This window comes from Paenibacillus sp. FSL R5-0744, assembly GCF_037972555.1.
Classification (GTDB): Bacteria; Bacillota; Bacilli; order Paenibacillales; family Paenibacillaceae; genus Paenibacillus_AQ.
This window is the reverse complement of sequence record NZ_CP150228.1, coordinates 5565492-5590731: the sequence shown is the minus strand read 5'-3', so window position 1 is coordinate 5590731 and position 25240 is coordinate 5565492. Positions and strand designations below refer to the sequence as shown.

Below are 25240 nucleotides of genomic sequence, written 5' to 3'. Positions count from 1 at the left end.
TATGATGTTAAATCAGAAGCGCCGCCATTCATGTACTTAGTATTAGAGTTTATTTACCAGCCAATTTATCGGATGCAGCGTCAAGTGCTTTGGCGAATTCCGCTGTATTCATAGCGCCGGAGAGTAGACTTTGGTGAGCTTCCATTACCTTTTGCTTGAACTCGTCGTTACCAATATCCTGTAGCGGAGTTCCGCTAGAAGAGGTCATCGAGCTGAAGACATCGACTAGTTCTTTTTGGAGTTGAGTTTCATTACCAGTCAAGAATTCATCGAATTTTTGCGCAGGTGTACCCGCGCCAGCTTGCCATAACATCTTGGACCAGTTCTCAGGAGCGAAGAAATATTTCAAGAAATCAACAGCAGCTTCAGGATGCTTGGAGTTTTTACTTACTGCATATCCACCACCGTACCAAGCAGCATCATCCGTTGATTTACCTTTATCTGAACCAGGGAAGGCGAATGCGCCTACATTATTGCGGAATTCTTCAGAGAAGTTCACATCTGTAGCTAGGCCAGACTCCCAAGCGCCCATAAAGAACATAGCGGCTTGTCCTTGTCCGAACAAGTTACGCGCTGCACCGTAATCGGCGGTCAGCCAGCCGTCGGCAAAACCTTTAGCATTTGCGAAATCTTGCATTTCAGTTGCAGCTGCAACAAGACTAGGATCATTAAAGGATATTTTACGAGCAACAGCTTCATCCATCTTATTAAAATCACCATTTTGACGTTGAGCAACAAACTCATACCAGATTGGCAGTGTCCATGCATCCATACCGTTCATAGCGATAGGGTTAATCTTGTTTGCACGTAATGTTTTGACAGCTGCGAGCAGGTCAGCGGTAGTCTTTGGAACCTCGATGCCGTTGTCAGCAAAGATTTTTTTGTTATAAAACATAACCATATAGTCGGCACTACGTGGCAATCCATACAGTTTGCCATCTTTGCTGAAGCCGTCCATGGAACCAGAAACAAACTGATCACCTTCGAAGTCAGCGCTGTTCAGTTCAAGCAGTAAGTCATTATCGAGCAGAGGACTCAGGAAAGAAGGCTGACCCCAAGCTTGAATGATATCAGGCATCTGATTGCTGGAAGCATATACTTTGATTTTTGATTTATAAGGTTCATCTTGAAGCGCTTCCACTTCTATCTTGACGTTAGGGTGCTCTTTCATATAAGCGTCGATAATGTCTTGCTCCACCTTGCCTGAACCGTTTGCCCGATCCGCAAGTGCGGTGAAGAACTTCAGTGTAATTTTTTCGGCTGGTGCGTTCGCTGTGGCCTCGGCAGTAGCTTCGGCTTTGTCATTTGCAGGAGCATTTGTAGCTTTCGCATTGTTATTTCCGCCACCACAGCCTGCAAGCAGAGCTGGAAGCATTAGACTCATAAGCATTAGCTTGATTCCTTTACTTTTCATCAAAAACCCACCTTTTTAGAATGATGTATTTTGAAGAAACGATTGTTATCCATCAAGGAAGACGACAACCTCGTTTCTTCTTGAAATATAAGAATGTATAAGTTTCACGCTATACATTATCCTTATATTTCTCGCATAAACGCTGACCGTCTATAAGAGACGTCGAAGGCGTTTTTGCTTGCATCCTCATCTTAAGAGTTTCTGGCTAATAGAAACATGGTTCATATTTAAGAATGATGTAGGCATTTTTTAGCGAATGTAAAAAGCCGGTTCAGGGTGTAATGATTTCAGTTATACTTGCTTTACACATCTTTCTATTATATAAGAAGGTGGTTCTCATGAATCGAAACTTTCGCTTAGTCAGCCGTTATCGCCATCTTCCGCTCCAATTTAAGCTGTTGTTATGGTTCGTCCCCCTGCTTCTGGTGACCATATTCGCAATGGGCTGGAACTCGTATCAGATCTCTTCACAGCAGGTGGTGGAGAAAATGAAACAGTCGCAGGATCATCTTACCAAAAAAACAGCAGAGCAGATCGATGAGATGGTGCGAGGCATGATATCTTTTTCGAATACACTCTTTCTGGATGAAAGTGTGCAGCGGCTCTTAGCATCGTCTGAAGCACAAAAGGAACGTAATTCTGTATTTAAGACCGTTACCAATCTTATGGTTGCAGGCAATTCTATTCAATCTCTGATTCTGTATTCTTTAGACAATAACAATGGAGCAGAGCCTTTTGCTGCGAATCAGGCAGGATTGACGACAGGTATGAAGTACTCAGATTTTATCAAAACCTCGTATTATAAAGAAGCTATTAAAGCAGCAGGTAGCCCAACCTTTGGACTCTCCAGGCCGACTGACGGCATTTTTGTAGGCGATCATTATCATAAGATTGTGCTTTCCAGAATCATCATGAATATTTACACCTTAAAGCCGGCAGGACTCGCTGTGATCGGTGTGGATGCAGGGAAGATTGGGAGCCAATATCTCGACAATGCTGAAGATGATGTAGATATGTTCGTGATTGATCGGGATGGGTTGATTATTACGGCTTCGAATCCGAGCTGGATTGGCAAAAGAGATCTGGAACTTCCGTATTTTGCGGACAGCGACCCTAAGCTGACTGTGAAAAAAAGGCTGGAATCTACAGCGGATCATAAACAGTGGATTGTGTCGCATCTGCAGTCGGAGACGACAGGCTGGTATGTGGTGGTGGCTCATTCCAAGCGGCAGCTTGTTAAAGAGCTCGGTCAGATTTTACAGGTCACGATGACGATTGCTATTCTGTGTTTAGTAGTTAGCCTAATGGTTACCTGGCTGGCAGCTGCCGCTATCACGAAACCACTGAAGAAGCTTTCCCGTTCGATGCGCAGACTGCAGACAGGTGATTTTACGCAGCGGGTATTTTTTGAAGGAAATGACGAGATCGGCTTACTCGGGCATGGTTATAATCTAATGGTGCAGCGGATTAAATCGCTCATCAATGATGTATACGCCTCAAGAATGAAGCAACAGGAGGCAGAGTTGAAAACGCTTCAAGCTCAAATTAGGCCGCACTTTTTATATAACACGTTAAATACAATTTGTTGGGAAGCCGAGAAGAAGGGAGATAAAGAAATTGCCGATATGGTATATTCTCTCTCTCAAGTGTTCCGACTGAGCTTAAATGATGGACGGGATACGTTTACTTTGGAGCAGGAAGTAGAGCTGGTGACCAATTACTTGTTCCTGCAGAAAAATCGCTTTAAGGAGCGTTTTGAATTCGAAATTTCTCTGGATGAGAGTATCAAGGATTTCACAGTACCAAAGCTGCTGCTGCAGCCACTAGCTGAGAACGCAGTGATTCACGGGATTGAGCCGCTGTCTGGAAGCGGGCTGATATCCGTTCGAGCTTACCGTATAGAGAAGACTATTGTGCTTGAGGTACAGGATAATGGTGCAGGGATCACGGCAGATAGACTTCTAGAGCTTCATCAACGTTTAGCAAGGGGAAATTCTTTACCTGAGGAAGACAATGTTGGACGCACAGGATTTGCGCTCATGAATGTGCAGGAACGACTGGCCTTATTTTTTGCAGGAGCTTCTTTACAACTAGAGAGTGTGGAAGGGGCAGGCACACGTATTATTATTCATATCACTGTGGAGGGGCCATAAATGATGAAGCTGCTGATTGCTGAAGACGAAGATACGATCCGTGAGGGCATTGTGAATATGATTGATTGGAAGTCACATCAGATTGAGGTCATGGGTGAGGCGGGGAACGGAAGTGAAGCGCTGGCTTTGATGGAGAATGAACAGCCCGATCTTTTGTTAACGGATATTCGTATGCCACAAATGGGTGGTCTCGAGCTGATTGAAGTCGCACGGCGTAGAGGTTACGGCTTCCGGTCGATTATTTTATCCGGATATAACGAGTTCTCTTATGCGAAGCAAGCGATTTCCCTCGGTGTTGTTGATTATGTGCTGAAGCCATGCCGACCTGAGGAAATTCTGAAGACGGTACTGAAGGCCAAGGAACTCATTGAAAGACAACGATATCAGGAGGATGAACAGCTTAAAAGAGATCGTTCTTGGCATAAAAATGCACCGCTTGTCAAAAGCCAGGTTCTGTCTCAATGGATTTATCATCCCCCGGTTCCGCTAGAACGGCGACAGGAGCTGATCGGAGAGTTATCTATGGCGATTGGCTTTGAAGGACCACAAATTGGTCTGGTCAGCTTTGATTTTGATCCACCCTCCGCTACAGGAACAGGACAGGATTTTGTACTTCTACGTTACGCAGCGTTAAATATTATCAGTGAGACCTTGTCGCCTATCTATAGAGGAAAAATAGAGACTTTTCATGATGGCAATAACTTGCTATGGATTGGCAGCGGATTAGCCGGAACCGATTCTCGCAAGCCTTACCGAGCACCCCTCCAATTGAAAGAGCAGATTGAGAAGCTGCAGAGTAATTTGGAGAAATATCTCAAACTGTCAATCAGTATTGCCGTTGGCTCCTGTCGTTCGGATATTTCTGAAGCGCATCTGTCGTATAAAGAAGCCCTTCAGGCGATGGAATCGCGATTTTTGAACGGAAAAGGTGGTGTCTATTACTATACAGAAGGAACGGGAGTAATAGGTGGCGCTCCACAGGAAATCGGGATTTTAGATGATTCTGAATTAAATGTGCTGGAGGATGAAATGCTTGTGGCGGTGGGGGCTGGGAGCAATGAGCTCGCACTCGATCTGCTGGAGAAATGGCTGGATCGTTTTCGTAGCAATCCGGGATGTCTTAAGCAAGAAGTGAATATTCGGGCAACTGCTTTTGTAGTTCGATTAAAGAGACTCGCGCAGGAAAAACAAGTCGCTGGCTTCGAATGGAAGCAGCATTTGGTCAATTGGATGGAGCAGGCTCCACAGATAGAGACGTTGGAAGAATTGTCTACGATTTTGAATAAGGTCATGCAGAATGTGGTGGAGGCTTTTTCTAAACATCGTCCACTCCATCGTACAGTAGTCACTGCTATGGAGATCATCCGCAATAAATACAATACCAATCTGACACTAGAGTATGTCGCGAAAGAAGCCTATGTTTCTAATACTTATTTAAGCTCACTTTTCCGTCAGGAGCTTGGTGTGAATTTTCTCGATTACTTGCACCAATACCGGGTAGAAGAAGCGAAAAAGCTGCTCCGCCAAAATCTAAAGATGTACGCCGTTGCAAAATTGGTAGGGTACGGTGAAGAGCGTCACTTCAGTGCTACTTTTAAAAAATGGACTGGACTTACACCTTCACAATATCAAAAGGGATTAGGGAAGTAGGGGGGATTTGTTATCTACTAGGCTCTGTGTGGTTAAACTCTACATATAGCTAAATAGGAGGTAACCGAGTTATGAACCCCAAATGGTGGAAAGAAAGCGTCGTGTATCAGATTTATCCGATCAGCTTCATGGACAGTAACGGAGATGGAATCGGAGATTTGCAAGGTATTATATCCAGACTGGATTATTTACAGGATCTAGGTGTAGATGTGATCTGGGTCTGTCCTATTTATAAATCACCTAACCATGATAACGGGTATGATATCAGTGATTACTGTGACATTATGAAGGAATTCGGTACGATGGATGATTTTGACCGGTTGCTCAGGGAGTTGCACGCACGTGGAATGAAGCTGATGATGGATTTGGTTCTGAACCACACGTCACATGAGCATCCTTGGTTTGTAGAATCCAGGTCGTCGAAGGACAATCCTAAACGGGACTATTATATTTGGCGAAAAGGTAAAAATGGCGGCCCCCCGAACAACTGGGAGTCTTATTTCAGTGGCTCGGTATGGGAGCTTGATCCGCGGACGGATGAATATTATCTACATCTCTACTCCAAATACCAGCCCGATCTGAACTGGGAGAATCCTGTGGTCATTGATAAGCTGCATGAAATGGTGGAGTGGTGGCTGAAGAAGGGTGTGGATGGATTTCGTTTTGATGCGATTGCACATATCGTGAAGACGAAAGGGTATCCAGATGCAGACAACCCGAACGGAACACCTACGGTAAGGGCCTACGGTATGTTCTCCAATCTGGAGGATGTGCATACCTTGCTACAGAATCTATACGATAAGGTGTTATATTTCTACGATATTATGACGGTAGGAGAGACTTCGGGACTCGGACCAGAGCAGGCGCTGGATTATGTAGGTGACGGACGCCGGGAGCTGAATATGACTTTTCAGTTTGAACATATGTTTCTGGATGCCGCTTCGCCGGGTAGTGGGAAATGGGACGTGGTTCCCTGGAGTCTACTTGAACTGAAAAAGATCATGAGTAGCTGGCAGACAGTTTTACATGAGAGAGGCTGGAATGCGAACTATTTATGTAACCATGATCAGCCGCGTTCGGTGTCTCGGTTCGGGAACGATCTCTTTTACCGGATTCCTTCTGCAAAAATGCTTGCGACCTTTATTCATATGCTGGAAGGCACACCTTACATTTATCAAGGAGAAGAAATCGGCATGACGAATGTCTGTTTCGATTCCATTGATGAATACCGGGATGTGGAGACACTTAATTATTATGAAGAAAAGCGAAAAAACGGTGTTCCAGAAGAGCAGATTATGTCTGCGATTCATCATAAAAGCCGGGACAATGCCCGTACCCCCATGCAATGGGACGATGGACATGCAGGTGGCTTTACAACAGGGACACCCTGGATTGAAGTGAATTCCAACCATATGGAGATTAACGCTGGCAATGCGGTTAAAGATCCGGATTCTATCTACAACTACTATAAACAGCTGATAGCGTTAAGAAAAAAATACAAGGTGATCGTGTACGGATCATATGAGCTACTGCTTGCAGAGCATACTGAGATTTATGTGTATACCAGAACTTTAGAGGATCAGCGATTGTTGGTTATTTTGAATTTTTTTGATAGAGAGCCTGAATTCGAATGGCCAGCGGGGTTCGATCCCGATCAGCTGGAGTTATTAATCAGTAATTACCCGGAGTCAAAAGATCAGGATATTCGTTCTTTCAAGCTTCGTCCTTATGAAGCAAGGGTATATTTGCAGCAGCGTGTGTAAAGGAAGTTTCAATAAGAGTTGTCATTAAAGCCCAAGAGGTCAAGATGATGACTCTTCTTTGAGTTTGTCAGCAAAAGACTGTACAATGGCGATACATTAGCATACATGAAGTGGAGTTGCGGGATGACGCCTGTAGGAGGAGAGGAGAGACAACATGACTGAATGGTATGAAAAGAGCTTCGGAGAGGATTACCTGATCGTGTATAAGCACCGGGATTTCGGTGGAGCACGTAAAGAAGTAGATCAGATGATCGCCTGGCTGAGACTGCCCCCAGGTTCGAAAGTGCTGGATTTATGTTGTGGGATGGGACGTCATTCTCTGGCACTTGCGAAGGAAGGATACGAGGTTACCGGAGTGGATTTGTCGGAGGTCTTGCTGCGTGAAGCTCGATCTCAAGTCGGGGCGGAGGAGGTAACCTGGATCCGTTCCGACATGCGTGATTTACCACTAGATGGAGGATTCGATGCCGTAGTTAATCTGTTCACTTCTTTTGGTTATTTTGAAAAAGATGAGGAGCAAGTAAAGGTTCTGCGTGAAATTTATCGTCTGCTGAAGCCAGGTGGCAAGTTCGTTATTGATTTTTTGAATCCTGCGCATGTGATTCGTCATCTGGTGCCGCATTCTACGCGTGAGGACGGAGAGAATTTGATAGATGAGTCACGCCGGATTGAGGATGGTTATGTGAAGAAGGACATCATTCTAACCACTAAGAATGACCCTACGCCTCGTCAATATCATGAGCGTGTGAAGCTTTATTCACTGGAGGAGTTCAAGGAAATGATTGAGAAAGCGGGCTTGCAGCTCGAAGCTGTACATGGCAGCTATGAAGATGAGGTTTATGATGCAGAAAGGTCCACGCGGATGATCTTTGGTGGAACACGTCCCTAAATGGTTTCCGGAAAAAGATTTAAAGGTGGTGAACGCTCCATGTCTAAGGCAGAGCTTACTTCATGGGACAAGAACATTCTCCAAGTCTCGGTACCCATGGACTCGCCTCTTCGTCAAGTGAACAGCTATATTCTTTCGGACGAAGATGGCAGAGTCACTATTATCGATCCGGGTCCGCGCAGCCCGGATACAGAGAATTGCTGGCTCGGCATTCTGCAGGAGCTGGACTTGTCGTGGATGGATATTCGGGATATCGTCGTCACGCATCATCATCCCGATCATTATGGATTAGCCGGGTGGCTGCAGTCACAGAGTGGCTGTAAAGTGTGGATGACGGAGCGCGCCCATGCGGAGGCTAGGTTGATGTGGGGCTTGGGCACTGGTGAAGATCAGGGGAATGACATGGATGAAGATACGGGAAATGGCGTAGACAATGATGTAGGCATAAATGAGATCTTACCGGATTATTTCATCCGGCATGGGATGACGGAACAGTGGTCGAACGGGATTAAAGCCCACTTGGAAAGCTTTAATTCCCAAGTGGAGCCGCAGCCTGCCGTTTCTTATTTCAATGTGGCGGAGCCCTTCAAGATGGGCGGCCGTGAATGGCAGCTCATTATTACCGGCGGACATGCACCGGGGCATGTGAGCCTGTATCATGCTGACAGCGGGCTTATGATCTGTGGGGACGCTGTGCTCCCGCAGATCTCGCCCAATGTCAGCCTGCTGCCAGGCAGCGATCCACAGCCGCTGCAGACGTTCATTCAGGGGCTGCGGGAACTGGGCAGCTACCCGGTCAGCATGGCGTTCCCGGGTCATCGCGAGCCCTTCGCTGGCTTCGCGCACCGGGTAAGCAGCCTGCTCGCTCATCATGAGGAGCGGCTGGATACAGCGGCGGCGCTGCTCACCAGCGGTCCGCTCAGCGGATTCGCGGTGTGCGAATTCCTGTTTCGCAGCCGAGTAACGACTGTTCATCAGATGCGCTTTGCGATGAGTGAGACCCTGGCGCATTTGGCGGAATTAGTGCGCCGGGGACGGGCAGTCATGCTGAAGGCAGACGGCGGTTTCTTGTTCGACGCAGCTGAAAGTGTTGGAGAACATATCAGCTAGAGAGTATCATGCAAGATCGAAGTGAAGTAGATGAGTATAAAGTTTAAGAGCAGTCCTGATTGTGGGGACTGCTCTTTTTGTATTTGAGTAACCTTGTCCCTCCGTCCCTCTATTCATCCTTCGATCGCTTCCATATTCATGCGTTAGCGTATGTATTCGGACTCAGATGACGCTATTCGTTGATTTTGGAGCTTTTGAGGTTAGTATCGGACCGGAAAGGCGTTATTACTTGTGCAGAGTAGTGTTTTGGTCATTTTTGAGCGAATAGCGTCTCTGGAGTCCGAAAGTGTTCAAATTAAGGGTGATTAGTGAGTATAGCGTCTGCTGAGTCCGACAACGTGTGCGAAACGCTTCTTATGTAGAGTAACTAACTGTTGGTAGCTATTATAGGGAATTTCACCCTATAATTTTGGGTTTAATGATTCTAAATCTGTTTATAGGGAATTTCTCCTTATGATTCTACTGATTTGGCTATAGATTGAGATTTTCATAGAGATTATAGGGAAGAATTCCGTATAATCTCTGGATTTGAGCCAAAGTCGTTATTTTATAGGGAGGATTTCCCTATAGGCAACGAGCTCCTGTAGAATCCCCACCGTAGAACCCCCATAGTAGAAGCACCATCGTAGAACTCCTCGTCCGCTACCCACAAAAAAGCGATTGTCTCAACAGCCCGCAGGGCTGTGAAACAATCGCTTTTTCCTCAGAGTTTCATATAGTCGATCTGAAACTCATCATTCAGGTGTACCTAAAACTCCTCACTCCGGAGTTTCATCATATTCCGCAAGTTTCCTAGCGGCCTCTTCGCGATCCTCTGGTGTGTGAGGCAGATCCAGCTCAATTTCGCGCTCCGCTTGCTTGCGGTGTGCGATTCGGCTACTGGCTGCCGCCGCCACGGCTCCAACGATGTCGTCGAGATAGGTGTGGATTTGTCCGGTACTTTTGTCATTTAGCCTTTGAAGAACGCCTGGCTTCAGCTTGTCCACATAGCCATAGTTGGTAAATCCGATACTGCCGTATACGTTCACGATAGAGAAGGCAAGAATCTCATCTACGCCGTACAATCCCTCATCATTTTCGATCATATCTTGAAGTGGGGAGAACAGCTTGCCCTCTTCTGCCAGTACATCTAATTGAATGCCTGTTAGTACAGCATTTTGTACTTCTCGCTTGCTAAGCACCATCTCTACATTATGGATACATTCATCCATCGTTAAATTCGGATAGTATTTCTGTTGCAGGAACATAACGAGTTCCGCGATTTCTTCCAGGGTTACTCCACGCTTGTTCAGCCAGAATTTGGTCGCATCTGCGACGGCCTTGCTGTTCAGACTGTACGGAATTTTTTCGATTTTGTCATCAGCCATGTTCAGTCACCTCGTTGTTTAGTAAGTCATTTCATTACAGCAAACGTTAGTATGATGTTAAGGACTGTTGTTACCTCAGATTGTACGTTTACTGGAAGTATTTGTCCAGCGAGGGAAGTTTCAGCGAACTGAAATCCAGGCCCTACTTGAGATGAAGAAGTAGTTCACAGGCTTTTCCAACAATTTAGGATAAGCTGTTGTTATTTTTTGGACAAAGGTCTCGTATACATAGCAGTACAAATGATATCTAACCTTGAAAGGGGTAATAAATGATGAAACCTATGCAACAAATCCGCGGAATCTCCGCAGTATGCTTACTCGCAGTTCCACTGGCACTGTCCGGCTGTGGGCTGTTTGGTTCAGAATCGGCATCGATTGATGCTCCGCCACCAGAGGTTGAAGCACAAATGTTACAGACTAGTGGAAATACTACGTTGGATTCAGGTGTATTCGGTCCTGTGACACAGGATGATACACAGACAGCGGTTAAAGGCAGCACCAAAACTTCACAGGGCAATGCTTCCGGAGATCGCACAACTGTATTTTTGGAAGATGGTAATGGATTACTCGCTCCTGTATCCCTAAGCTTGCCAAAGAGCAAAGATTCCAGCGCACTCAAAAACTCGTTAATGGCATTAGTGAGCAAGGGAGAATATGCCTCATCAGTGCCTGAAGGCTTCCTAGGCGTTCTTCCAGCTGGAACGGAAGTTCAAAATATTACGGTAGATAAGAAGTCGAATTTAGCTGTCGTGGAATTTAATAAAGAATTCAATAACTATGATCCTTTAGAGGAACGTAAAATCCTCGAAGCTATCACTTGGACGCTGACCGGTCAAGATGACATTAAAAGTGTACAGCTCTGGGTAGATGGTAAAAAGCTCACAGAGATGCCGCTTCAAGGAACTCCGCTGGATCGTCCATTAACCCGCACAATGGGCATAAACTTGCCGAAGCAAGGTCCACTTCTGATGAACTCCAGTGCGGTTACTGTTTATTTTTCCACAACATCTCCTGACGGTATCCAATATTATGTACCTGTAACCCGATTTGTACCCGCCGGACAAGAACAGCTGACTGCTGCTTTGAACGAATTGATTGCAGGTCCTGAATCCGGAAATGGGCTGGAAATGGTCATGACACAGGGGACGATACTTGATTCCGTTGATGCTGGGCAGAACGGTGTAGTTACCGTGTCCTTGACGGATGATATGTTCACAGATGGTAAAGGTGTACCCGCTGAAATGCTGGAATCGGTCGTACTGACGGTTGCGCAAAATTCGGATGATTCTCTGGTACAAATTCGCTTGAACGGCAAGGAATCGATTACGGATACAGATAATGTGGACTACAGCAAACCTGTTTCCGCACCTGAATATTTGAATGAGATCCCGTTATAGAATGACCCTGTAAGGTTTAAAAGATGCTTTTGTGCCTCCTCTTTGGTAGAATAAAAGTTGCTCAAAAAGACGTTACGTCCCAAGCATTGTGCTACTCGGTATTTATGACGGGGCAATGGGACTCACGCTAAACTTTTAGCTATACGATGTAGGAGGCAGAAAAGATGAGATCAAACGGGCGAAACGACGACCAATTACGGCCGCTGACAATAACAACCCAAACGAATAAATATGCTGAGGGCTCCGTGATCATTGAAATGGGAGATACCAAAGTCATTTGTACGGCTACTGTGGAGGAAAAAGTGCCTCCATTTCTTAAAGGGCAAGGAAAAGGCTGGGTAACCGCTGAATATTCGATGCTTCCTCGGGCAACTCAATCCCGTAATCAGCGTGAAGCTGCACGTGGTAAGCTTACCGGACGGACTATGGAGATCCAACGGCTGATCGGACGAGCGCTTCGTTCCGTAGTGAATTTACAAGCGTTAGGCGAGCGTAGTATTACGCTGGATTGTGATGTGATTCAGGCGGATGGTGGTACGCGGACCGCTTCGATTACAGGTGCTTTTGTTGCTATGGCATTTGCTATTAACAAAATTGCACTTCAGCACAAGTTGCCTGTGTTTCCTATAACAGATTTCTTGGGAGCAATCAGTGTCGGTGTTGTAGGGGATAAAACGCTGCTCGATTTGAATTATGAAGAAGATTCCAAAGCAAAAGTAGATATGAATGTTGTTATGACTGGCGGTGGTGCCTTTGTTGAACTTCAAGGGACTGGCGAAGAAAGACCGTTCACTCGTCAAGAGTTGGATCTTTTGCTGGGTCTAGGTGAGAAGGGAATCTATGAACTGATTGCTGCGCAGAAAGAAGCGCTTGGAGCGATCGCTCTGAAAATCCCTTCTGGCCAGCCGGGCCAAGAGGTGTAGCATGAAGTCTGACGGCGGTATTCTTATTGTTGCGACGAAGAATAAGGGGAAAGTACGCGAATTCGAGCATGCTTTTGCCCCGTTAGGGCTGACAGTGAAAAGTATGTACGACTATCCGGATCTGCCCGATGTGGTGGAAGACGGAGCCACTTTTGCCGAGAACGCCTTTAAAAAATCCAAAGCCGTAGGTGACGCCCTTGGAATCCCGGTACTCGCTGATGATTCGGGTCTTTGCGTAGACGCTTTGGATGGCCAACCGGGTGTGTACTCTGCACGTTACGCAGGGGAAAATGCAGGAGATGAAGAGAACAATCTGAAGCTGCTTAGCGAACTTGAGAAGCTAAAACAGGGTGAGGATACCGGACAGCCTTTGCTAAGTACAGCTCGGTTTGTCTGTACATTGTCCTTATACGATCCAAGCTCAGGACGGGAGTTAACCGCTGAAGGTGCAGTGGAGGGATGGATCACATCCGAACCTGCTGGTGGTGGAGGCTTCGGCTACGATCCGTTGTTTTACTTAGCGGAATATGAAAAGACGATGGCCGAGCTAACGCTCGAAGAGAAGCAGCGGATTAGCCACCGAGGCACTGCGCTAAGGTTGCTGACGGAGAAGCTGGCAGCTGCAGATGACTTGAATTCCTAATCCTACATCTCTATGCGGTCGCATATGAGATGAAATAAAGAAGCTTGCAAATCCAAGGGGTGTACCTTGATTTGCAAGCTTCTTTTGATTTGTAAGGCTAGGCTTATAATTTTATTGAATTAGTTCAGCTTCCAGAGTGCGGGTGTAGCGGTCGGTTCCCAGCCCAGCAGTGAAGTGTGGGGCTGTAAACATGTATACGTTAACCCGTTGTAGCTAACCTTATCACCCGCTTTGTATGCGACTCCCGCTGCCCAGGCAGATACTCCTGGACTCGGTGTTGCAGTTGGCGTTGGTGTTACGGTTGGTGTTGAAGTAGGTACTGTAGTTGGTGTCGGCGTTGGTGCAACGGTTGGCGTTGGAGTAGGTGCTATAGTTGGTGCAACGGTTGGTGTTGGAGTAGGTGCTATGGTTGCAGTCGGCGTCGGTGTTACAGTGGGCTTCGGTGTTGGCGTTGCGGTTGGCGTCGCCGTTGGTGTTGCTGTCGGTGTCGGTGTCGCTGTTGGAGTAGGTGTAGGCGTTGGAGTGATGCCTCCATACAGTTTGTCGTATTCCTGCTGGGACGAGCTTCCGTTCAGTGTAATTCGCTGAGGACCACCCGAGAAATTCAGCTTCATCATGCCTGGAACTTCCAGTGTGGCTCCGTTTGCAATCGTTTGAGATGCAGTCCCGGTAATACGATAGCGATTAAAGTCCCAATCCGTAGAGATTTGCTCTACAGTACCGGCTCCCCATGCAGAGGTCAAGGTTGTTGTTGTCGGTAGATCGAATTCCAGCTTCCAGCCACCGGAGATATCCGCGCCTGTGTTATTCGTTATTTTCAGGGAGTAGGTATAATTCGGATGATCGTATGCGCCACTGAAGCTAAGACTGAAGTTCGTAGGTGCAGGTAGTTGTGGCTTCGGAGTTCCACCTGGCAGAGAGGCTGTCTTAAGCTGGTCATAGGCAAAATCGGTCAAGGAGTTGCCATACGTGTAAGTGCCATCACTCTTTTCAGAGTAGTCGCCGGTCAGTTCCCAGAACATCATCCCTCCCAAGCCTTTTTGCTTGATATAATCCAGTTTATAGCCGAGTGACTCCTTATCTTCATACGTAAGAAAGACCTTCTTGTCTGCGTTGAACAAATATGGAGTTTTGGTAACAGGATCGAAATAACGTTTGTTCGCTGGATCTTTGAGCAGATTCAGCACATGCCAGATTGGATTTGCGCCAGCCGGCTGCTCTGGTGCAGGATCATTCCAGATTCCGTATACGCCGTCGGCTCCACCTCCGGTTGTAGGAGCTGTACCATAAAGACCGGTGTTGTTGATGCCTCCATTTACATTCTTCCAGCCACGTGAGTAATAAGGAACTCCGATGACGATTTTTTCTGGAGGAAGCGTACCCAAATAGTATCGAACAGCCCAGTCGGTATTCAGAACCGGAGTGCCCAGCGCAGCTGTTTCAGTATCACGAGAATCCGGGTACAGGGCGGAATGCGGCCCTACATATCCATTCCAAGCGCCGTGGAAATCATAGGTCATAAGGTTCGCCCAGTCCAAATACTGGTTAGCTTCCCCAAGCTTCATTCCGCCCAGAATCCAGGAGGAGGCGGTTGCAGCAATGGTTAGATCATATTTCTGATTGTCCTGTGCGCCAGCCTGATCCAGCTTTTCACGAAGCTTTTTCATGAGGAGAACATAGTTGTTGTAATTCACTGTGCGCAGCGGCTCCGCCACACCGAAGTCATTCGGGTTACCGGATTGACCAGTACCGGATGGGTACTCCCAATCAATGTCCACACCGTTGAATTGGTAGGTACGTAGAAAATCCACAACACTGTTGGCAAAGGTCTCGCGGCCAGCTTCCGAATTGGCCATGTTATAAAAACCACCAGAACCCGACCAACCACCAACCGAAATTAGGGTGCGGACATCGGGATATAACTGCTTATACTTTACGAGTTGATTAAAATGTCCTTTATACGGCAAATTAGTTAATTGGTCAGGGTAGTCTTTTTCGATAGCTGCTGTACGGTCCATCAGATCAATCTTGTTCGTTTGAGAGTTTACCTTGGCGAACGCATAGTTAATGTGAGTGATTTTGCCCCACGGTATTTTATCGACAGTATAAAATCCTTTGTTCTCCTGATCTCCCCACTCCGGGAAGTAAGCTACAATTTTACGCGGATGATCTGCAGCCGGAGCTGGAGCAGTAGGCGTCGTCCCTGCTGCTAAGACTACTTGCGACGATCCACCTGCACTTGTGTATAGCGGAAGCAGAATGATGGCGCTCATTAAGGCCGCAATGTAGCGTGCGGATTTACTTCGCCTATTACGTGTACTTATGTTCATTTAACATTCCTCCAAAAGGGATAATATAACTGCGGGAGTAGATTAGGAACGGTGATCCTTTCGCGTTAATAATGAGTCTTAATTCAGCTTCCAAAGTGCGGGTGTGGTCGCTGGTTCCCAGCCTTGAAGTGAAGTATGGGGCTGGAGGCAAGTATACGTTTTGGCGTTGTAGCTAACGATGTCACCCGTTTTGTAAGCGATTCCTACAATCCAGCTAGAACTCCCAGGGGTCGGTGCTACAGTTGCGGTTGGAGCCGGAGTTGCTGTCGGTGCTACTGTTGCGGTTGGTGCTACTGTTGCTGTCGGTGTTACAGTGGCCGTTGGTGTGGGAGTTGCGGTTGGTGCCACTGTTGCCGTCGGAGTCGGAGTTGCTGTCCCGCATACGTTGATGAATTTCCAGACTCCAGCAGCACCGCTAAGGTCGGGACGATCGCCTTGAGTCCACCACTTAGCTTCATAGACTGAACCGTTGTAAGAAACTTGCTGGCCGCCAGTATATACGGCAGTCTGGTTCCACGCCGCTGCGCATTGTCCTGGAGTAGCTGTCGGCGTTGGAGTTACCGTAGGAGTCGGAGTTGCGGTTGGAGTTGCTGTTGCCGTAGGCGATGGTGTGGGAGTTGTTGTTGCGGTTGGTGTCGGTGTCGGCTGTACCACTCCTCCGCCAAGGTCGGCGTTCAGCTTGTTGGTCAGTGTTTTGTTCCGGTCACCACTTGTCTCCCAGAACATGGCACCCGCTAGGCCTTTTGATTTGAGATAACTGATCTTATGGCCAAAAGATTCTACGTCGTCATAGCTGATATAAGTTTGGTTTGTTGGATTATAGAGATAAGGCACTTTAGAAATGTCATTCCAATAACGGGTATAGCCGTTTTTGTTAATGTAATTAGCTTCGAGGTCATAGAAGTCATAACTGCCCTTTTCCCATGTACCCGTGGACGAAATACCAGCGGACAATTGATATTGGCCATTTCCTGCGGCAGGAGCACCTCCCCAACCACGGCCATAGAATCCCATACCAAGCACTAACTTGTTCGCGGGTACGCCATTTGCTAAATAGCTGGATACTGCGTTATCGACGTTGAAATTTTGCGGTTCGGTCAGGCCTGATGCAGAAGCGGCTGGATCATAGTACAAAGGAGCATTGTGACCGGTGGTCTTATTCCAGCTCCCGTTGAAGTCATAGGTCATAATATTAATCCAGTCAACAATGGAAGCAATACCTGCAAGATTATTGTTATTGACGTACGTCGGTCCTGCACCGGAAGCAATGGTCAGCAGATAGGTTTTTCCGTCGGTCTGACCGGCAGCATTTAGCTTCTCACGGATTTTTTGCAGAAGAAGGACATAGTTCTCCTTGTCTTCGGGACGGTAGCTGTTGCCTGCAAGCCCACCGCTGACTGGGTACTCCCAGTCGAGATCGACTCCGTCCATTTTATATTTACGAATAAAGTCTACCGCAGAGTTGGCAAAAACCTCACGGGTTACGGCCGTAGCCGCCACATCCGAGAAGCGGTTCGACCAGGTCCAGCCTCCAACGGAGATCAACGTTTTCAGGTTCGGGTTCTTTTCTTTCAGCTTCCACAGCTGCTTCAGGTTACCTTTGATGGGATCATCCCATTTGTCATCCCCAAAGCTCTTTCCGGTGTCAATCCACGGGTCACCCAGTACAATCGTGCCGTTCGGAACGTTAATGGTCTGTGCTTGCTCATTTTGACAGCTCCAAGTTACCGGATTAGGGCCAGTAGGGTCAGGGTTGCCGTGAATACCATTCCAACAAATATCTGCAAAGGCGTAGTTAATGACATTCATTTTGGTGGGATCGATATCTGATACATTGTAAGCCCGCCCGTAAGCGGCCCAAGAAGCGTAATAACCAACCAGTTTATAATCCTGTGCGGCGTTGGCCGTTTTGGCACTACTACCCAGGGCTGAAAAAAGTGTAAGAACAAGCGCGGCGATCATCGCGATCGCAAAGGTCTTACGTGAACTTTTTTTCGTGAATATCATTGATTTTATACCTCCAAGGTTCAATGTGTAGTTCGAAATTCTTTTCGGCAAGAAATCCCAACCTTCACCTCCCATAGTTTGAAATTCACTGTACCTTCACCCTTGCAAATCTCTCATTCTACTGACACCCATTTCATAGATTTAGCAGCAAAAAAAGCGGTCCACATAAAGCTTACACAACAAGTAAGCGCTTTCTAAACTGCTGTTTTAAGGATTCCTTTTTGATAAACTTGTAAATGTAACATTGTTGAAGGGGTGTAGGGTGAGTAGAAGAGTGGGTTTGAAGTTCAATAATTAGGATTAATTTCTTATTTATGGGTGAAGGCATTTCTTATTTTCAAGCATAGAGAGCGATTATGCTAGGGATAAAATTCAGTAATATAGGGGGATATTTTTCTAATTCATGGATACTTGTTTATTGGGAACTTTGATAGAAAAGGTGTATGTCCTCTTTTTAAGGAAACTCATGCAGAACACATAACCTCCGATGTTATGAATATAAATTATATACATGCCTGCAATAATTTTACGGAACTATGCAACGCATCGCTGTTTCTTTTCGTTATAGTAGTATCATAAGGAAGGTGGTGGGTTCACCGATGGTTGTGTTTTGGTTGATCGCAGCCGGTGTCCTGTTTGTTGTAGAGATGATGACGCTTACTTTTTATTTGCTATGGCTTAGTATTGGTGCGTTGGCCGCAGGTTTGGTGTCGTTGATTGTTCCTGAAGCCATTTTGTTTCAGGTGATCCTCGGATCACTGGTCGCACTTGGTCTGACTATATTCTCGAAACCACTGGTTTCTAAATTTCGCAGTTCACGTGGGTTCAAGGATACAGGCACAGAAATCGTAGGCAGGCAAGGAGTCGTCATTGAGCCGATTGAGCAAGGGCGCTATGGGCAAGTGAAGGTAGGCGGAGATACGTGGAGCGCGAGCTCTGACCAGTCTTTGGGCAAGGACGAAGTAGTCAGAGTAGTGAAGAGAGGCACAACCATTATCGAAGTAGAACGATGGGGGGACATGAACTAATGGAATGGGCAATTATTTCAATTATTCTAGTGGTAGTCGTAGTATTTGTAGCATTAACGATCAAAATCGTACCGCAACAACGGGTAGGTGTAGTGGAACGTCTGGGTAAATTCAATCGTCTACTGACGCCGGGTCTGAACATTCTGATACCTGTGATTGATCAGGTGCGTACTTACCATGATCTAAGGATTCAACAAGCGAATGTGCCTCCGCAAACGGTGATCACGAAGGATAACGTGCAGGTGCAGATCGACACGATTATTTTCTATCAGGTAGTGGGACCAGAGGAAGCTACGTATGGCATTTCCGATTATGTATATGGGGTAAGAAACATTTCAACGGCAACAATGCGGCAAATTATTGGTAAGCTGGAATTGGACGAAACGCTGTCTGGGCGTGAAAAAATCTCAACTGATATTCGTCTGGCGCTTGATGAAGCTACAGAGAAGTGGGGCGTAAGAATCGAGCGTGTGGAAGTCATCGATATCAAGCCGCCGCTCGATATTCAAGAAGCAATGGATAAGCAGATGAAAGCGGAGCGGAGCAAACGGGCGATTGTTTTGGAAGCGGAAGCTGCCAAGCAAGATATGATCCTGCGTGCTGAAGGGGATAAGCAGAGCAAGATTCTGAAGGCAGAAGGCGACAAGGAAGCACGTATCCGCCAAGCAGAGGGTTCAAGACAAGCACAGGAGCTGGAAGCTCATGGTGAGGCGAAAGCAATTCAAGCCGTGGCTGAAGCAGAAAAATCACGCATTGAGCTGATTCGCTCAGCAGGTCTGGATGAGCAGGTGCTCGCATATCGCTCCTTCGAGGCTCTGGCTGAAATCGCCAAAGGTCCTGCAAATAAAGTGTTCTTGCCGACAAGCGCTGTTGAAACGCTGGGAAGTCTTGGGGCGATCGCTGAGGTATTCAAAGCGAGCAAGGATAGTAAATAGATTTTACAATTCGTGCTTCTTCCGTTAAAGTAAAAAGCAAAAACAACCTTATGCATACGAAGCTATTGTTGCTCATGCAAACTTTGAAGGAGAGAAGCTACCGTGACACAAAAAGAAATCTCACCGTTAGTTGAACTGCTCGGATTACAGCCCCATGTTGAGGGCGGTTGGTACAAAAGACTTTGGAACTCCGAATTTGAAATTCCGCAGGAAGTGCTTGGGGATAGCTATTCCGGATCGCGCCATTCGGCATCTTCAATTTATTTTCTACTTCACGAGGGGGAACAATCTGATTGGCATACTGTTTTGTCCGATGAAGTTTGGTTCTGGCATTCCGGTAGTCCAATAGTTCTTAGTCTCGGAGGTAATGGAGATAAGCCTGAGAATGTGCAGGAAGTTATTCTGGGTCTCGATATTGCTGCAGGTCAACAGCCGCAGGTAGTAGTTCCAGCAGGCGTATGGCAGGCGGCTCGCCCGTTAGGATCAGAACCAGTACTGGTATCCTGTATCGTTTCTCCTGAATTCCATTTTGATGATTTCAAACTGATTGAGAAATAAACCCCTTTATCCTTTCAAAACGGTAAAACAAAAAGTAGCGAGTCTCCTATCTTGGGAGGCTCGCTACTTTTTGTTTTACCCCAAATATTAAGTCCTCTTCTACCATAAATGCACAATGTAAAAATCCTCGGAGTCTTGTAAATATCCTCTATTCCAGTAGAACCGGGCAATTCATATGATGGAGTTACTAAAAACATACGAACAAGGGGTTCGTAAGTGGAAGGAGTAACACCATGAAGCCAAATTTAGAAACTAATCTCTCTCTACACAAGTCAAAAAGCGGATTCGGGTCAAGATTGTCCGAATTGGGAAGTTCATCAAATTTCGTAGGCTACTTGTTTGTCGCCCCCATCCTGATCTTGATGGGAATCTGGTTTTATTACCCGCTGGTTCAATCGTTAATTTACAGCTTCCAGGACATTAGCTTCCTAAATCCGGATGCGGCAAAATTTATTGGATTCGGAAACTATGCGGAGATTGTCCAGGATAAGGACTTCTGGACGGCCTTGAGCCATTCTTTATTGTTGACAGTAGTAGCGGTACCACTGCAAGCAATCATCGCCTTGGTGATTGCAGTAAACCTGAACAAGGTGATGCGCTTTAAAGGTGTGTTCCGCACGCTGTATTACATGCCTTATATTACCTCAACCATTGCAGTGACGACCGTATTTATGTATCTGTTCATGCAGAATGAAGGGATTGCAACACAATTGCTGACTTGGTTTGGTTTCCCCGACGTTTCTTGGTATGCCAACGTTAAGTATGCACTTCCATTTTTGATGATTCTGACGATTTGGACTTATGTGGGATTCTACATGGTCGTGTACTTGGGGGGATTGCAAACCATTCCAAACGATATTTATGAAGCAGGACGTGTGGACGGAGCGAACGGATGGCAGCAGTTCTGGAAGCTTACGGTACCTATGTTGAAACCAGTGACCTTCCTTGTCATCATGTCCGGGATTATTAACGTCATGCAACTTTTTGACCAGCCTTATGCCTTGGCGAGAAACGGCTCGCTCGGAAGTCCGGCCGGCGCAACGAGCACGATAGTAACCTATTTCTATAGTCAGGCATTCAGCTTCAATCGTTCCGGTTACGGTAGTGCGGCTGCATTTATTATTTTCGCCCTTATTATTGCGCTATCCATGCTTCAAAAACGCTTTCTTAAGGAGGAGATTTAGATGATGCATAGCCGGAAAACTCAAATTTTACGATATGTACTACTGTTCGCATTCTCCATATTTTTCGTCGTACCGTTTGGTTATGCCATCTATACTTCACTTTTGTCCAAAGCAGACATCGGGCATCTTGTGCTTCCAAGCCAGTGGACATTTGAGAACTACAGGGACATCTTCGAAACTTCCGATATATTGATTTGGTATAAAAACTCGATCATCGTAACGTTCGGTATTTTGATTGGTAACTTGTTTGTTAATACGACGGCTGCCTACTCCTTGGCTCGTATTAATTTTCGGGGCAGAGGTGTAGTGTTTTTCCTAGTGATCGGGATGATGATGGTGCCTTACCAAGTGATGATTATTCCGATTTTCTCCATGATCGTTGATATGAAATGGCTTAACAGCTACCAAGGTCTCATTATTCCATTTCTGTTCCAGGGCTTCCTTGTCTTTCTGATGCGTCAATTCTTCTTGACCGTGCCGAAGGAACTTGAAGAGGCAGCGGAGGTTGACGGATTAAGCAAGATCGGTATTTTCTACCGGATTATGCTTCCGTTATCCAAAGGTGCAATCGGGACACAGATTATATTCAGTTTTACCGGTACATGGAACTCTTTCGTTTGGCCGGTGACCTTGGTGAATGACAGTCGTTGGTATGTAATGACTGTTGGTCTGAACACACTTAAGAATCGTTATTTTGAATGGCCAAACCTCACGATGACTGGTGTTGTACTCTTGACCCTGCCAATCATTATCGTCTTTTTGATGTTCCAGCGCCATATGGTGCAAGGCATTGCGACTACAGGATTGAAAGGTTAATACAGAATACGTTCAGACAGGAGGATGTAAAGTGATTGAATATACAGGATTGAATGCGCTCGATGACGGATGGGTGATTGCGGAAACAGAGTTTGACGCTAGATTTTTAGGGAAGTTTGAAACAATTTTTTGTCAGGGTAACGGATATCTTGGGCTAAGAGCTGCTACAGAGGAGTCCTATCCGGGTGAACGCCGCAACTTGTTTGTTGCAGGAGCGTTTAACCGCTTTGCCAATCAGGAGGTTACTGAGCTTCCGAATGGCGCAGATATGGTGCAGCTCGATATCCGTCTGAACGGTAAACCATTTCATTTAGAAAAAGGGAAAATTCACAGTTACCGTCGGGAGCTGGATTTACGGCAAGGAGAGCTCCGGCGTGACATCCTCTGGGAGGATGAGAACGGCGATCAGTTTAAGATGACTTTCTTGCGGTTCGTATCGCTACAGGACCGGCATCTAATGGGTATGCGGGTGGAAATCACCCCGCTGACGAAATCCGCGGAAATTACAATTCGTTCCGGTATCAACGGGCAGATGACAAATTCGGGCGCACAGCATTTTATAGAAGGTGAGCGGAGGGTGTTTGATAAAGAGCTGCTCCAGCTTACCGCAACGACATCGGAGTCGAATATTGAATTTGTACATACGTGTGTCCATCAGATGTATGAGGGGGGGGGACGTCTTACAACTGCGCCAGCTCCGAGCATGGATCGCAGAAGAGTTTCACTGACTTACAAGCTTAAAGCGGAAGTAGGCAAGTGCATTACGCTGGATAAAGTGGCTTCGGTGCATACGAGTTATGATAAGGAGTGGAGAGATCGGGGGGCCGCGCATCAAGCTTTGCAGGATACCGCCCGGGAATATCTCAGCAAGAAGGCAGAAAAAGGCTTTGATGTACTATTCAATGAAAACGAGCAGGCTTGGAAAAGTGTATGGGCTAAAACGAACATTGAGATCAAGAGCAGCGACTCCTTTGATCAGTTGGCCATCCGGTTTGCACAGTATCATTTGCTTCTGATGACACCTGCCCATGACAGTCGTTTCTCTGTAGGTGCCAAAGGACTTACAGGAGAGGGATACAAGGGACATGTATTCTGGGACACAGAAATTTTTATTCTGCCATACTTTTTGTATATGGACCCGCAAACAGCCCGTAAGCTGGTGGAATATCGCTATCACACCTTGAACGGTGCGAGAACAAAAGCGCGTGACAATGGTTATCGCGGCGCGATGTACCCTTGGGAATCCGCAGCAACCGGCGAGGAAGAGACGCCAGAGTGGGGCCCTGTAGATATCGTTACCGGAAAGCCAACCTTTATTTGGACAGGCAAAATCGAACAGCATATTACAGCGGACGTGGCATATGGCGTGTGGCATTATTATCAGGCTACCGGTGATCAGGAATATATGGATCGGTACGGATATGAGATTATATTCGAAACAGCGACCTTCTGGGCAAGCCGGCTGGAGTGGAGCGATAAGGAACAGAAGTATCATATCTGTGATGTGATTGGTCCGGACGAATATAAGGAACATGTCTCTAACAATGCATTCACCAACTATATGGCCTACTGGAATATGACAAAAGCAATCGAATGCTCCCGCAAGCTTATGCAAGCGCAAAGCGATGTTTATTTGACTTTGGAAAGTAAGTTGGCTGTAACCGAGCGATTGAAGGAATGGGAGGATAAATCCAAGCAGATCTATCTGCCGCAGCCGGATATGCATTCGTTCATCATTCCGCAGGACGATACTTATTTGAACAAGCAAATTATTGATCTGGAGAAGTACCGTAATCAGGAGCAGGTGGCTTCCATTCTTGCCGACTACAGCATGCCCCAGCTCAGTGAAATACAGGTTTCGAAGCAGGCGGACATTCTCGTTTTGTTTTACTTACTGGAAGACTGGTTCTCTAAAGAGACTAAAGCGGCGAATTGGCATTATTATGAGCCGAAAACGTTGCATGACTCTTCGCTCAGCTTATCCACGCACAGTATGCTGGCTAGCGATGTCAATGAACTGGAATTGGCTTACGATATGTTTACCAAGGCAGCCCGCATTGATTTAGGTACGAACATGCATAGCTGCGATGAAGGTATTCATTCTGCTTCGATTGGCGGCATTTGGAAGGCAGCGATCATGGGTTTTGGCGGGGTTCGTTCCTGGGAGGGCTCTCTTCGCCTGAACCCGAAACTTCCACAGGCCTGGGAGCGCTTGTCTTTCCCGCTTGCCTGGCAGGGTGAGCGTCTGCAGGTGACGGTTACCCGTGACAAGCTGGAGGTGGAGCGCCTAACTTCAGGATTGGGTGAGCTTACCTTGCTCATTCATGGCTGGGAATACGTGTTGAAGGATCGTATCGTTACAGACTTGAAGGAGGCTAAGTGAAGTGAATAAAGAACATCAGGAGATTCAAGCCTTTATTTTTGATCTGGACGGAGTGATAACCGATACGGCGAAATATCATTATGAAGCGTGGAAACAGCTGGCAGATGAGCTGGGTATTCCCTTTGACCTGGAATTTAATGAGCAGCTCAAGGGGATCGACCGCATGGCTTCCTTGGAAAAAATACTGAGTCAACTACCGGACGGCGGTGCAGCCTTCACTTTGGAACAAAAAAAGGAATGGGCTGATCGGAAGAACAACAATTATAAGCGATTGATTCAGACTGTGGATAAATCTGAAATATTGCCAGGCATCCTGGATTTGTTCCATGATCTCGAGTATGCCGGAATACCGATCGGGTTAGCTTCGGCCAGCCGTAATGCCGGGACACTGCTACGGCAGTTGAAGGTAGATTCATATTTTCATGTGATTGCCGATCCGGAAAATGTAGCCCATGGGAAACCGGCTCCGGATATTTTTTTGAAGGCAGCGGAGGAGCTGGGGGTTGATCCCCATTATTGTGTTGGAGTAGAGGATGCAGAGGCTGGAGTTCAGGCGATAAAAAGTGCGGGGATGTTTGCCGTAGGGGTTGGTGATGCTGAGATTCTGTCGAAAGCGGACTATATTATCTCGGAAACATCGAAGCTATCTTTGTCCGAGATTCAGCAGCATATGGCCGGACGCTAACTTAA

General features: G+C 46.5%; 19 protein-coding genes. 15 read left to right on the top strand and 4 right to left on the bottom strand.

Features of this window, described 5'->3' with window-relative positions; genetic code table 11:
* Nucleotides 1-49 precede the first annotated feature (49 nt).
* Nucleotides 50-1414 carry an extracellular solute-binding protein gene (locus tag MKY19_RS24665; protein WP_042191338.1) on the bottom strand — a complete coding sequence of 455 codons (1365 nt, stop codon included), beginning with the start codon at nucleotides 1412-1414 and terminating at the stop codon, nucleotides 50-52.
* A gap of 338 nt (nucleotides 1415-1752) precedes the next feature.
* On the opposite strand from MKY19_RS24665, the gene MKY19_RS24660 reads away from it, so the two are divergent.
* The 5 genes from MKY19_RS24660 to MKY19_RS24640 all read left to right on the top strand — a co-directional run bounded on the left by MKY19_RS24660 (nucleotide 1753) and on the right by MKY19_RS24640 (nucleotide 8979).
* Entirely contained in the window at nucleotides 1753-3567 is a 1815-nt protein-coding gene (locus MKY19_RS24660; protein ID WP_339798337.1) for a sensor histidine kinase, read from the top strand.
* Nucleotides 3568-5217: a response regulator gene (locus MKY19_RS24655; RefSeq protein WP_076300464.1), complete on the top strand. Its 1650-nt coding sequence runs from the start codon at nucleotides 3568-3570 to the stop codon at nucleotides 5215-5217.
* A 71-nt stretch (nucleotides 5218-5288) separates the two neighbouring features.
* A complete protein-coding gene (locus tag MKY19_RS24650) occupies nucleotides 5289-6980 on the top strand; it encodes an alpha-glucosidase (protein WP_339798335.1) in 1692 nt (563 codons plus the stop codon).
* A gap of 154 nt (nucleotides 6981-7134) precedes the next feature.
* Nucleotides 7135-7869 carry a methyltransferase domain-containing protein gene (locus tag MKY19_RS24645; RefSeq protein ID WP_339798333.1) on the top strand — a complete coding sequence of 245 codons (735 nt, stop codon included), beginning with the start codon at nucleotides 7135-7137 and terminating at the stop codon, nucleotides 7867-7869.
* A 39-nt stretch (nucleotides 7870-7908) separates the two neighbouring features.
* Nucleotides 7909-8979 (top strand): MBL fold metallo-hydrolase, encoded by a 1071-nt coding sequence (locus MKY19_RS24640; RefSeq protein WP_339798331.1) that lies wholly within the window; start codon nucleotides 7909-7911, stop codon nucleotides 8977-8979.
* 758 nt (nucleotides 8980-9737) lie between these two features.
* Here MKY19_RS24640 and MKY19_RS24635 read toward each other — a convergent pair.
* Nucleotides 9738-10346, bottom strand: coding sequence for a phosphatidylglycerophosphatase A (locus tag MKY19_RS24635; RefSeq protein ID WP_339798329.1), 609 nt, complete (start codon nucleotides 10344-10346; stop codon nucleotides 9738-9740).
* Between the two features lie 272 nt (nucleotides 10347-10618).
* Here MKY19_RS24635 and MKY19_RS24630 point away from each other — a divergent pair, with 272 nt between their 5' ends.
* The 3 genes from MKY19_RS24630 (at nucleotide 10619) to MKY19_RS24620 (ending at nucleotide 13309) form a co-directional block, all read left to right on the top strand.
* Complete coding sequence (locus tag MKY19_RS24630) at nucleotides 10619-11743, top strand: GerMN domain-containing protein (RefSeq protein ID WP_339248666.1); 1125 nt, start codon at nucleotides 10619-10621, stop codon at nucleotides 11741-11743.
* 164 nt (nucleotides 11744-11907) lie between these two features.
* The gene (rph, locus tag MKY19_RS24625) at nucleotides 11908-12666 is read left to right on the top strand and encodes a ribonuclease PH (RefSeq protein ID WP_042130710.1); all 759 of its coding nucleotides are present in this window, start codon (nucleotides 11908-11910) and stop codon (nucleotides 12664-12666) included.
* A gap of 1 nt (nucleotide 12667) precedes the next feature.
* The gene (locus MKY19_RS24620) at nucleotides 12668-13309 is read left to right on the top strand and encodes an XTP/dITP diphosphatase (RefSeq protein ID WP_149644743.1); all 642 of its coding nucleotides are present in this window, start codon (nucleotides 12668-12670) and stop codon (nucleotides 13307-13309) included.
* A 119-nt stretch (nucleotides 13310-13428) separates the two neighbouring features.
* Here MKY19_RS24620 and MKY19_RS24615 read toward each other — a convergent pair whose 3' ends face one another.
* Both MKY19_RS24615 and MKY19_RS24610 read right to left on the bottom strand, forming a co-directional pair.
* The gene (locus MKY19_RS24615; protein ID WP_339798327.1) at nucleotides 13429-15639 is read right to left on the bottom strand and encodes a glycosyl hydrolase family 18 protein; all 2211 of its coding nucleotides are present in this window, start codon (nucleotides 15637-15639) and stop codon (nucleotides 13429-13431) included.
* 78 nt (nucleotides 15640-15717) lie between these two features.
* Nucleotides 15718-17646, bottom strand: a complete 1929-nt coding sequence (locus MKY19_RS24610; RefSeq protein ID WP_339798325.1) for a glycosyl hydrolase family 18 protein — start codon at nucleotides 17644-17646, stop codon at nucleotides 15718-15720.
* A 599-nt stretch (nucleotides 17647-18245) separates the two neighbouring features.
* On the opposite strand from MKY19_RS24610, the gene MKY19_RS24605 reads away from it, so the two are divergent.
* The 7 genes from MKY19_RS24605 (at nucleotide 18246) to pgmB (ending at nucleotide 25235) form a co-directional block, all read left to right on the top strand.
* The gene (locus MKY19_RS24605; RefSeq protein ID WP_076300470.1) at nucleotides 18246-18674 is read left to right on the top strand and encodes an NfeD family protein; all 429 of its coding nucleotides are present in this window, start codon (nucleotides 18246-18248) and stop codon (nucleotides 18672-18674) included.
* The gene (locus MKY19_RS24600) at nucleotides 18674-19609 is read left to right on the top strand and encodes an SPFH domain-containing protein (RefSeq protein ID WP_060621782.1); all 936 of its coding nucleotides are present in this window, start codon (nucleotides 18674-18676) and stop codon (nucleotides 19607-19609) included. Before MKY19_RS24605 ends, MKY19_RS24600 begins: the two co-directional genes overlap by 1 nt.
* A gap of 102 nt (nucleotides 19610-19711) precedes the next feature.
* Entirely contained in the window at nucleotides 19712-20167 is a 456-nt protein-coding gene (locus tag MKY19_RS24595; RefSeq protein ID WP_076286056.1) for a cupin domain-containing protein, read from the top strand.
* 233 nt (nucleotides 20168-20400) lie between these two features.
* Complete coding sequence (locus MKY19_RS24590) at nucleotides 20401-21351, top strand: sugar ABC transporter permease (RefSeq protein WP_339798323.1); 951 nt, start codon at nucleotides 20401-20403, stop codon at nucleotides 21349-21351.
* Entirely contained in the window at nucleotides 21352-22167 is an 816-nt protein-coding gene (locus MKY19_RS24585; protein ID WP_339266848.1) for a carbohydrate ABC transporter permease, read from the top strand.
* A gap of 31 nt (nucleotides 22168-22198) precedes the next feature.
* The gene (locus MKY19_RS24580) at nucleotides 22199-24550 is read left to right on the top strand and encodes a glycosyl hydrolase family 65 protein (RefSeq protein WP_339798321.1); all 2352 of its coding nucleotides are present in this window, start codon (nucleotides 22199-22201) and stop codon (nucleotides 24548-24550) included.
* Between the two features lies 1 nt (nucleotide 24551).
* On the top strand, nucleotides 24552-25235 hold the full coding sequence (gene pgmB, locus MKY19_RS24575) for a beta-phosphoglucomutase (protein ID WP_339266845.1): 684 nt from the start codon (nucleotides 24552-24554) through the stop codon (nucleotides 25233-25235).
* Nucleotides 25236-25240: the final 5 nt, after the last annotated feature.

Bases quoted from the DNA above. Each gene is read 5' to 3' on its own strand.
- MKY19_RS24665 (WP_042191338.1), bottom strand. From the start codon at position 1,414: ATGAAAAGTAAAGGAATCAAGCTAATGCTTATGAGTCTAATGCTTCCA.
- MKY19_RS24600 (WP_060621782.1), top strand. From the start codon at position 18,674: ATGGAATGGGCAATTATTTCAATTATTCTAGTGGTAGTCGTAGTATTT.
- MKY19_RS24640 (WP_339798331.1), top strand. From the start codon at position 7,909: ATGTCTAAGGCAGAGCTTACTTCATGGGACAAGAACATTCTCCAAGTC.
- MKY19_RS24630 (WP_339248666.1), top strand. From the start codon at position 10,619: ATGAAACCTATGCAACAAATCCGCGGAATCTCCGCAGTATGCTTACTC.
- MKY19_RS24615 (WP_339798327.1), bottom strand. From the start codon at position 15,639: ATGAACATAAGTACACGTAATAGGCGAAGTAAATCCGCACGCTACATT.
- MKY19_RS24590 (WP_339798323.1), top strand. From the start codon at position 20,401: ATGAAGCCAAATTTAGAAACTAATCTCTCTCTACACAAGTCAAAAAGC.
- MKY19_RS24635 (WP_339798329.1), bottom strand. From the start codon at position 10,346: ATGGCTGATGACAAAATCGAAAAAATTCCGTACAGTCTGAACAGCAAG.
- MKY19_RS24605 (WP_076300470.1), top strand. From the start codon at position 18,246: ATGGTTGTGTTTTGGTTGATCGCAGCCGGTGTCCTGTTTGTTGTAGAG.
- MKY19_RS24610 (WP_339798325.1), bottom strand. From the start codon at position 17,646: ATGATATTCACGAAAAAAAGTTCACGTAAGACCTTTGCGATCGCGATG.
- MKY19_RS24660 (WP_339798337.1), top strand. From the start codon at position 1,753: ATGAATCGAAACTTTCGCTTAGTCAGCCGTTATCGCCATCTTCCGCTC.
- MKY19_RS24645 (WP_339798333.1), top strand. From the start codon at position 7,135: ATGACTGAATGGTATGAAAAGAGCTTCGGAGAGGATTACCTGATCGTG.
- MKY19_RS24585 (WP_339266848.1), top strand. From the start codon at position 21,352: ATGATGCATAGCCGGAAAACTCAAATTTTACGATATGTACTACTGTTC.
- MKY19_RS24650 (WP_339798335.1), top strand. From the start codon at position 5,289: ATGAACCCCAAATGGTGGAAAGAAAGCGTCGTGTATCAGATTTATCCG.
- MKY19_RS24655 (WP_076300464.1), top strand. From the start codon at position 3,568: ATGATGAAGCTGCTGATTGCTGAAGACGAAGATACGATCCGTGAGGGC.
- rph (WP_042130710.1), top strand. From the start codon at position 11,908: ATGAGATCAAACGGGCGAAACGACGACCAATTACGGCCGCTGACAATA.
- MKY19_RS24620 (WP_149644743.1), top strand. From the start codon at position 12,668: ATGAAGTCTGACGGCGGTATTCTTATTGTTGCGACGAAGAATAAGGGG.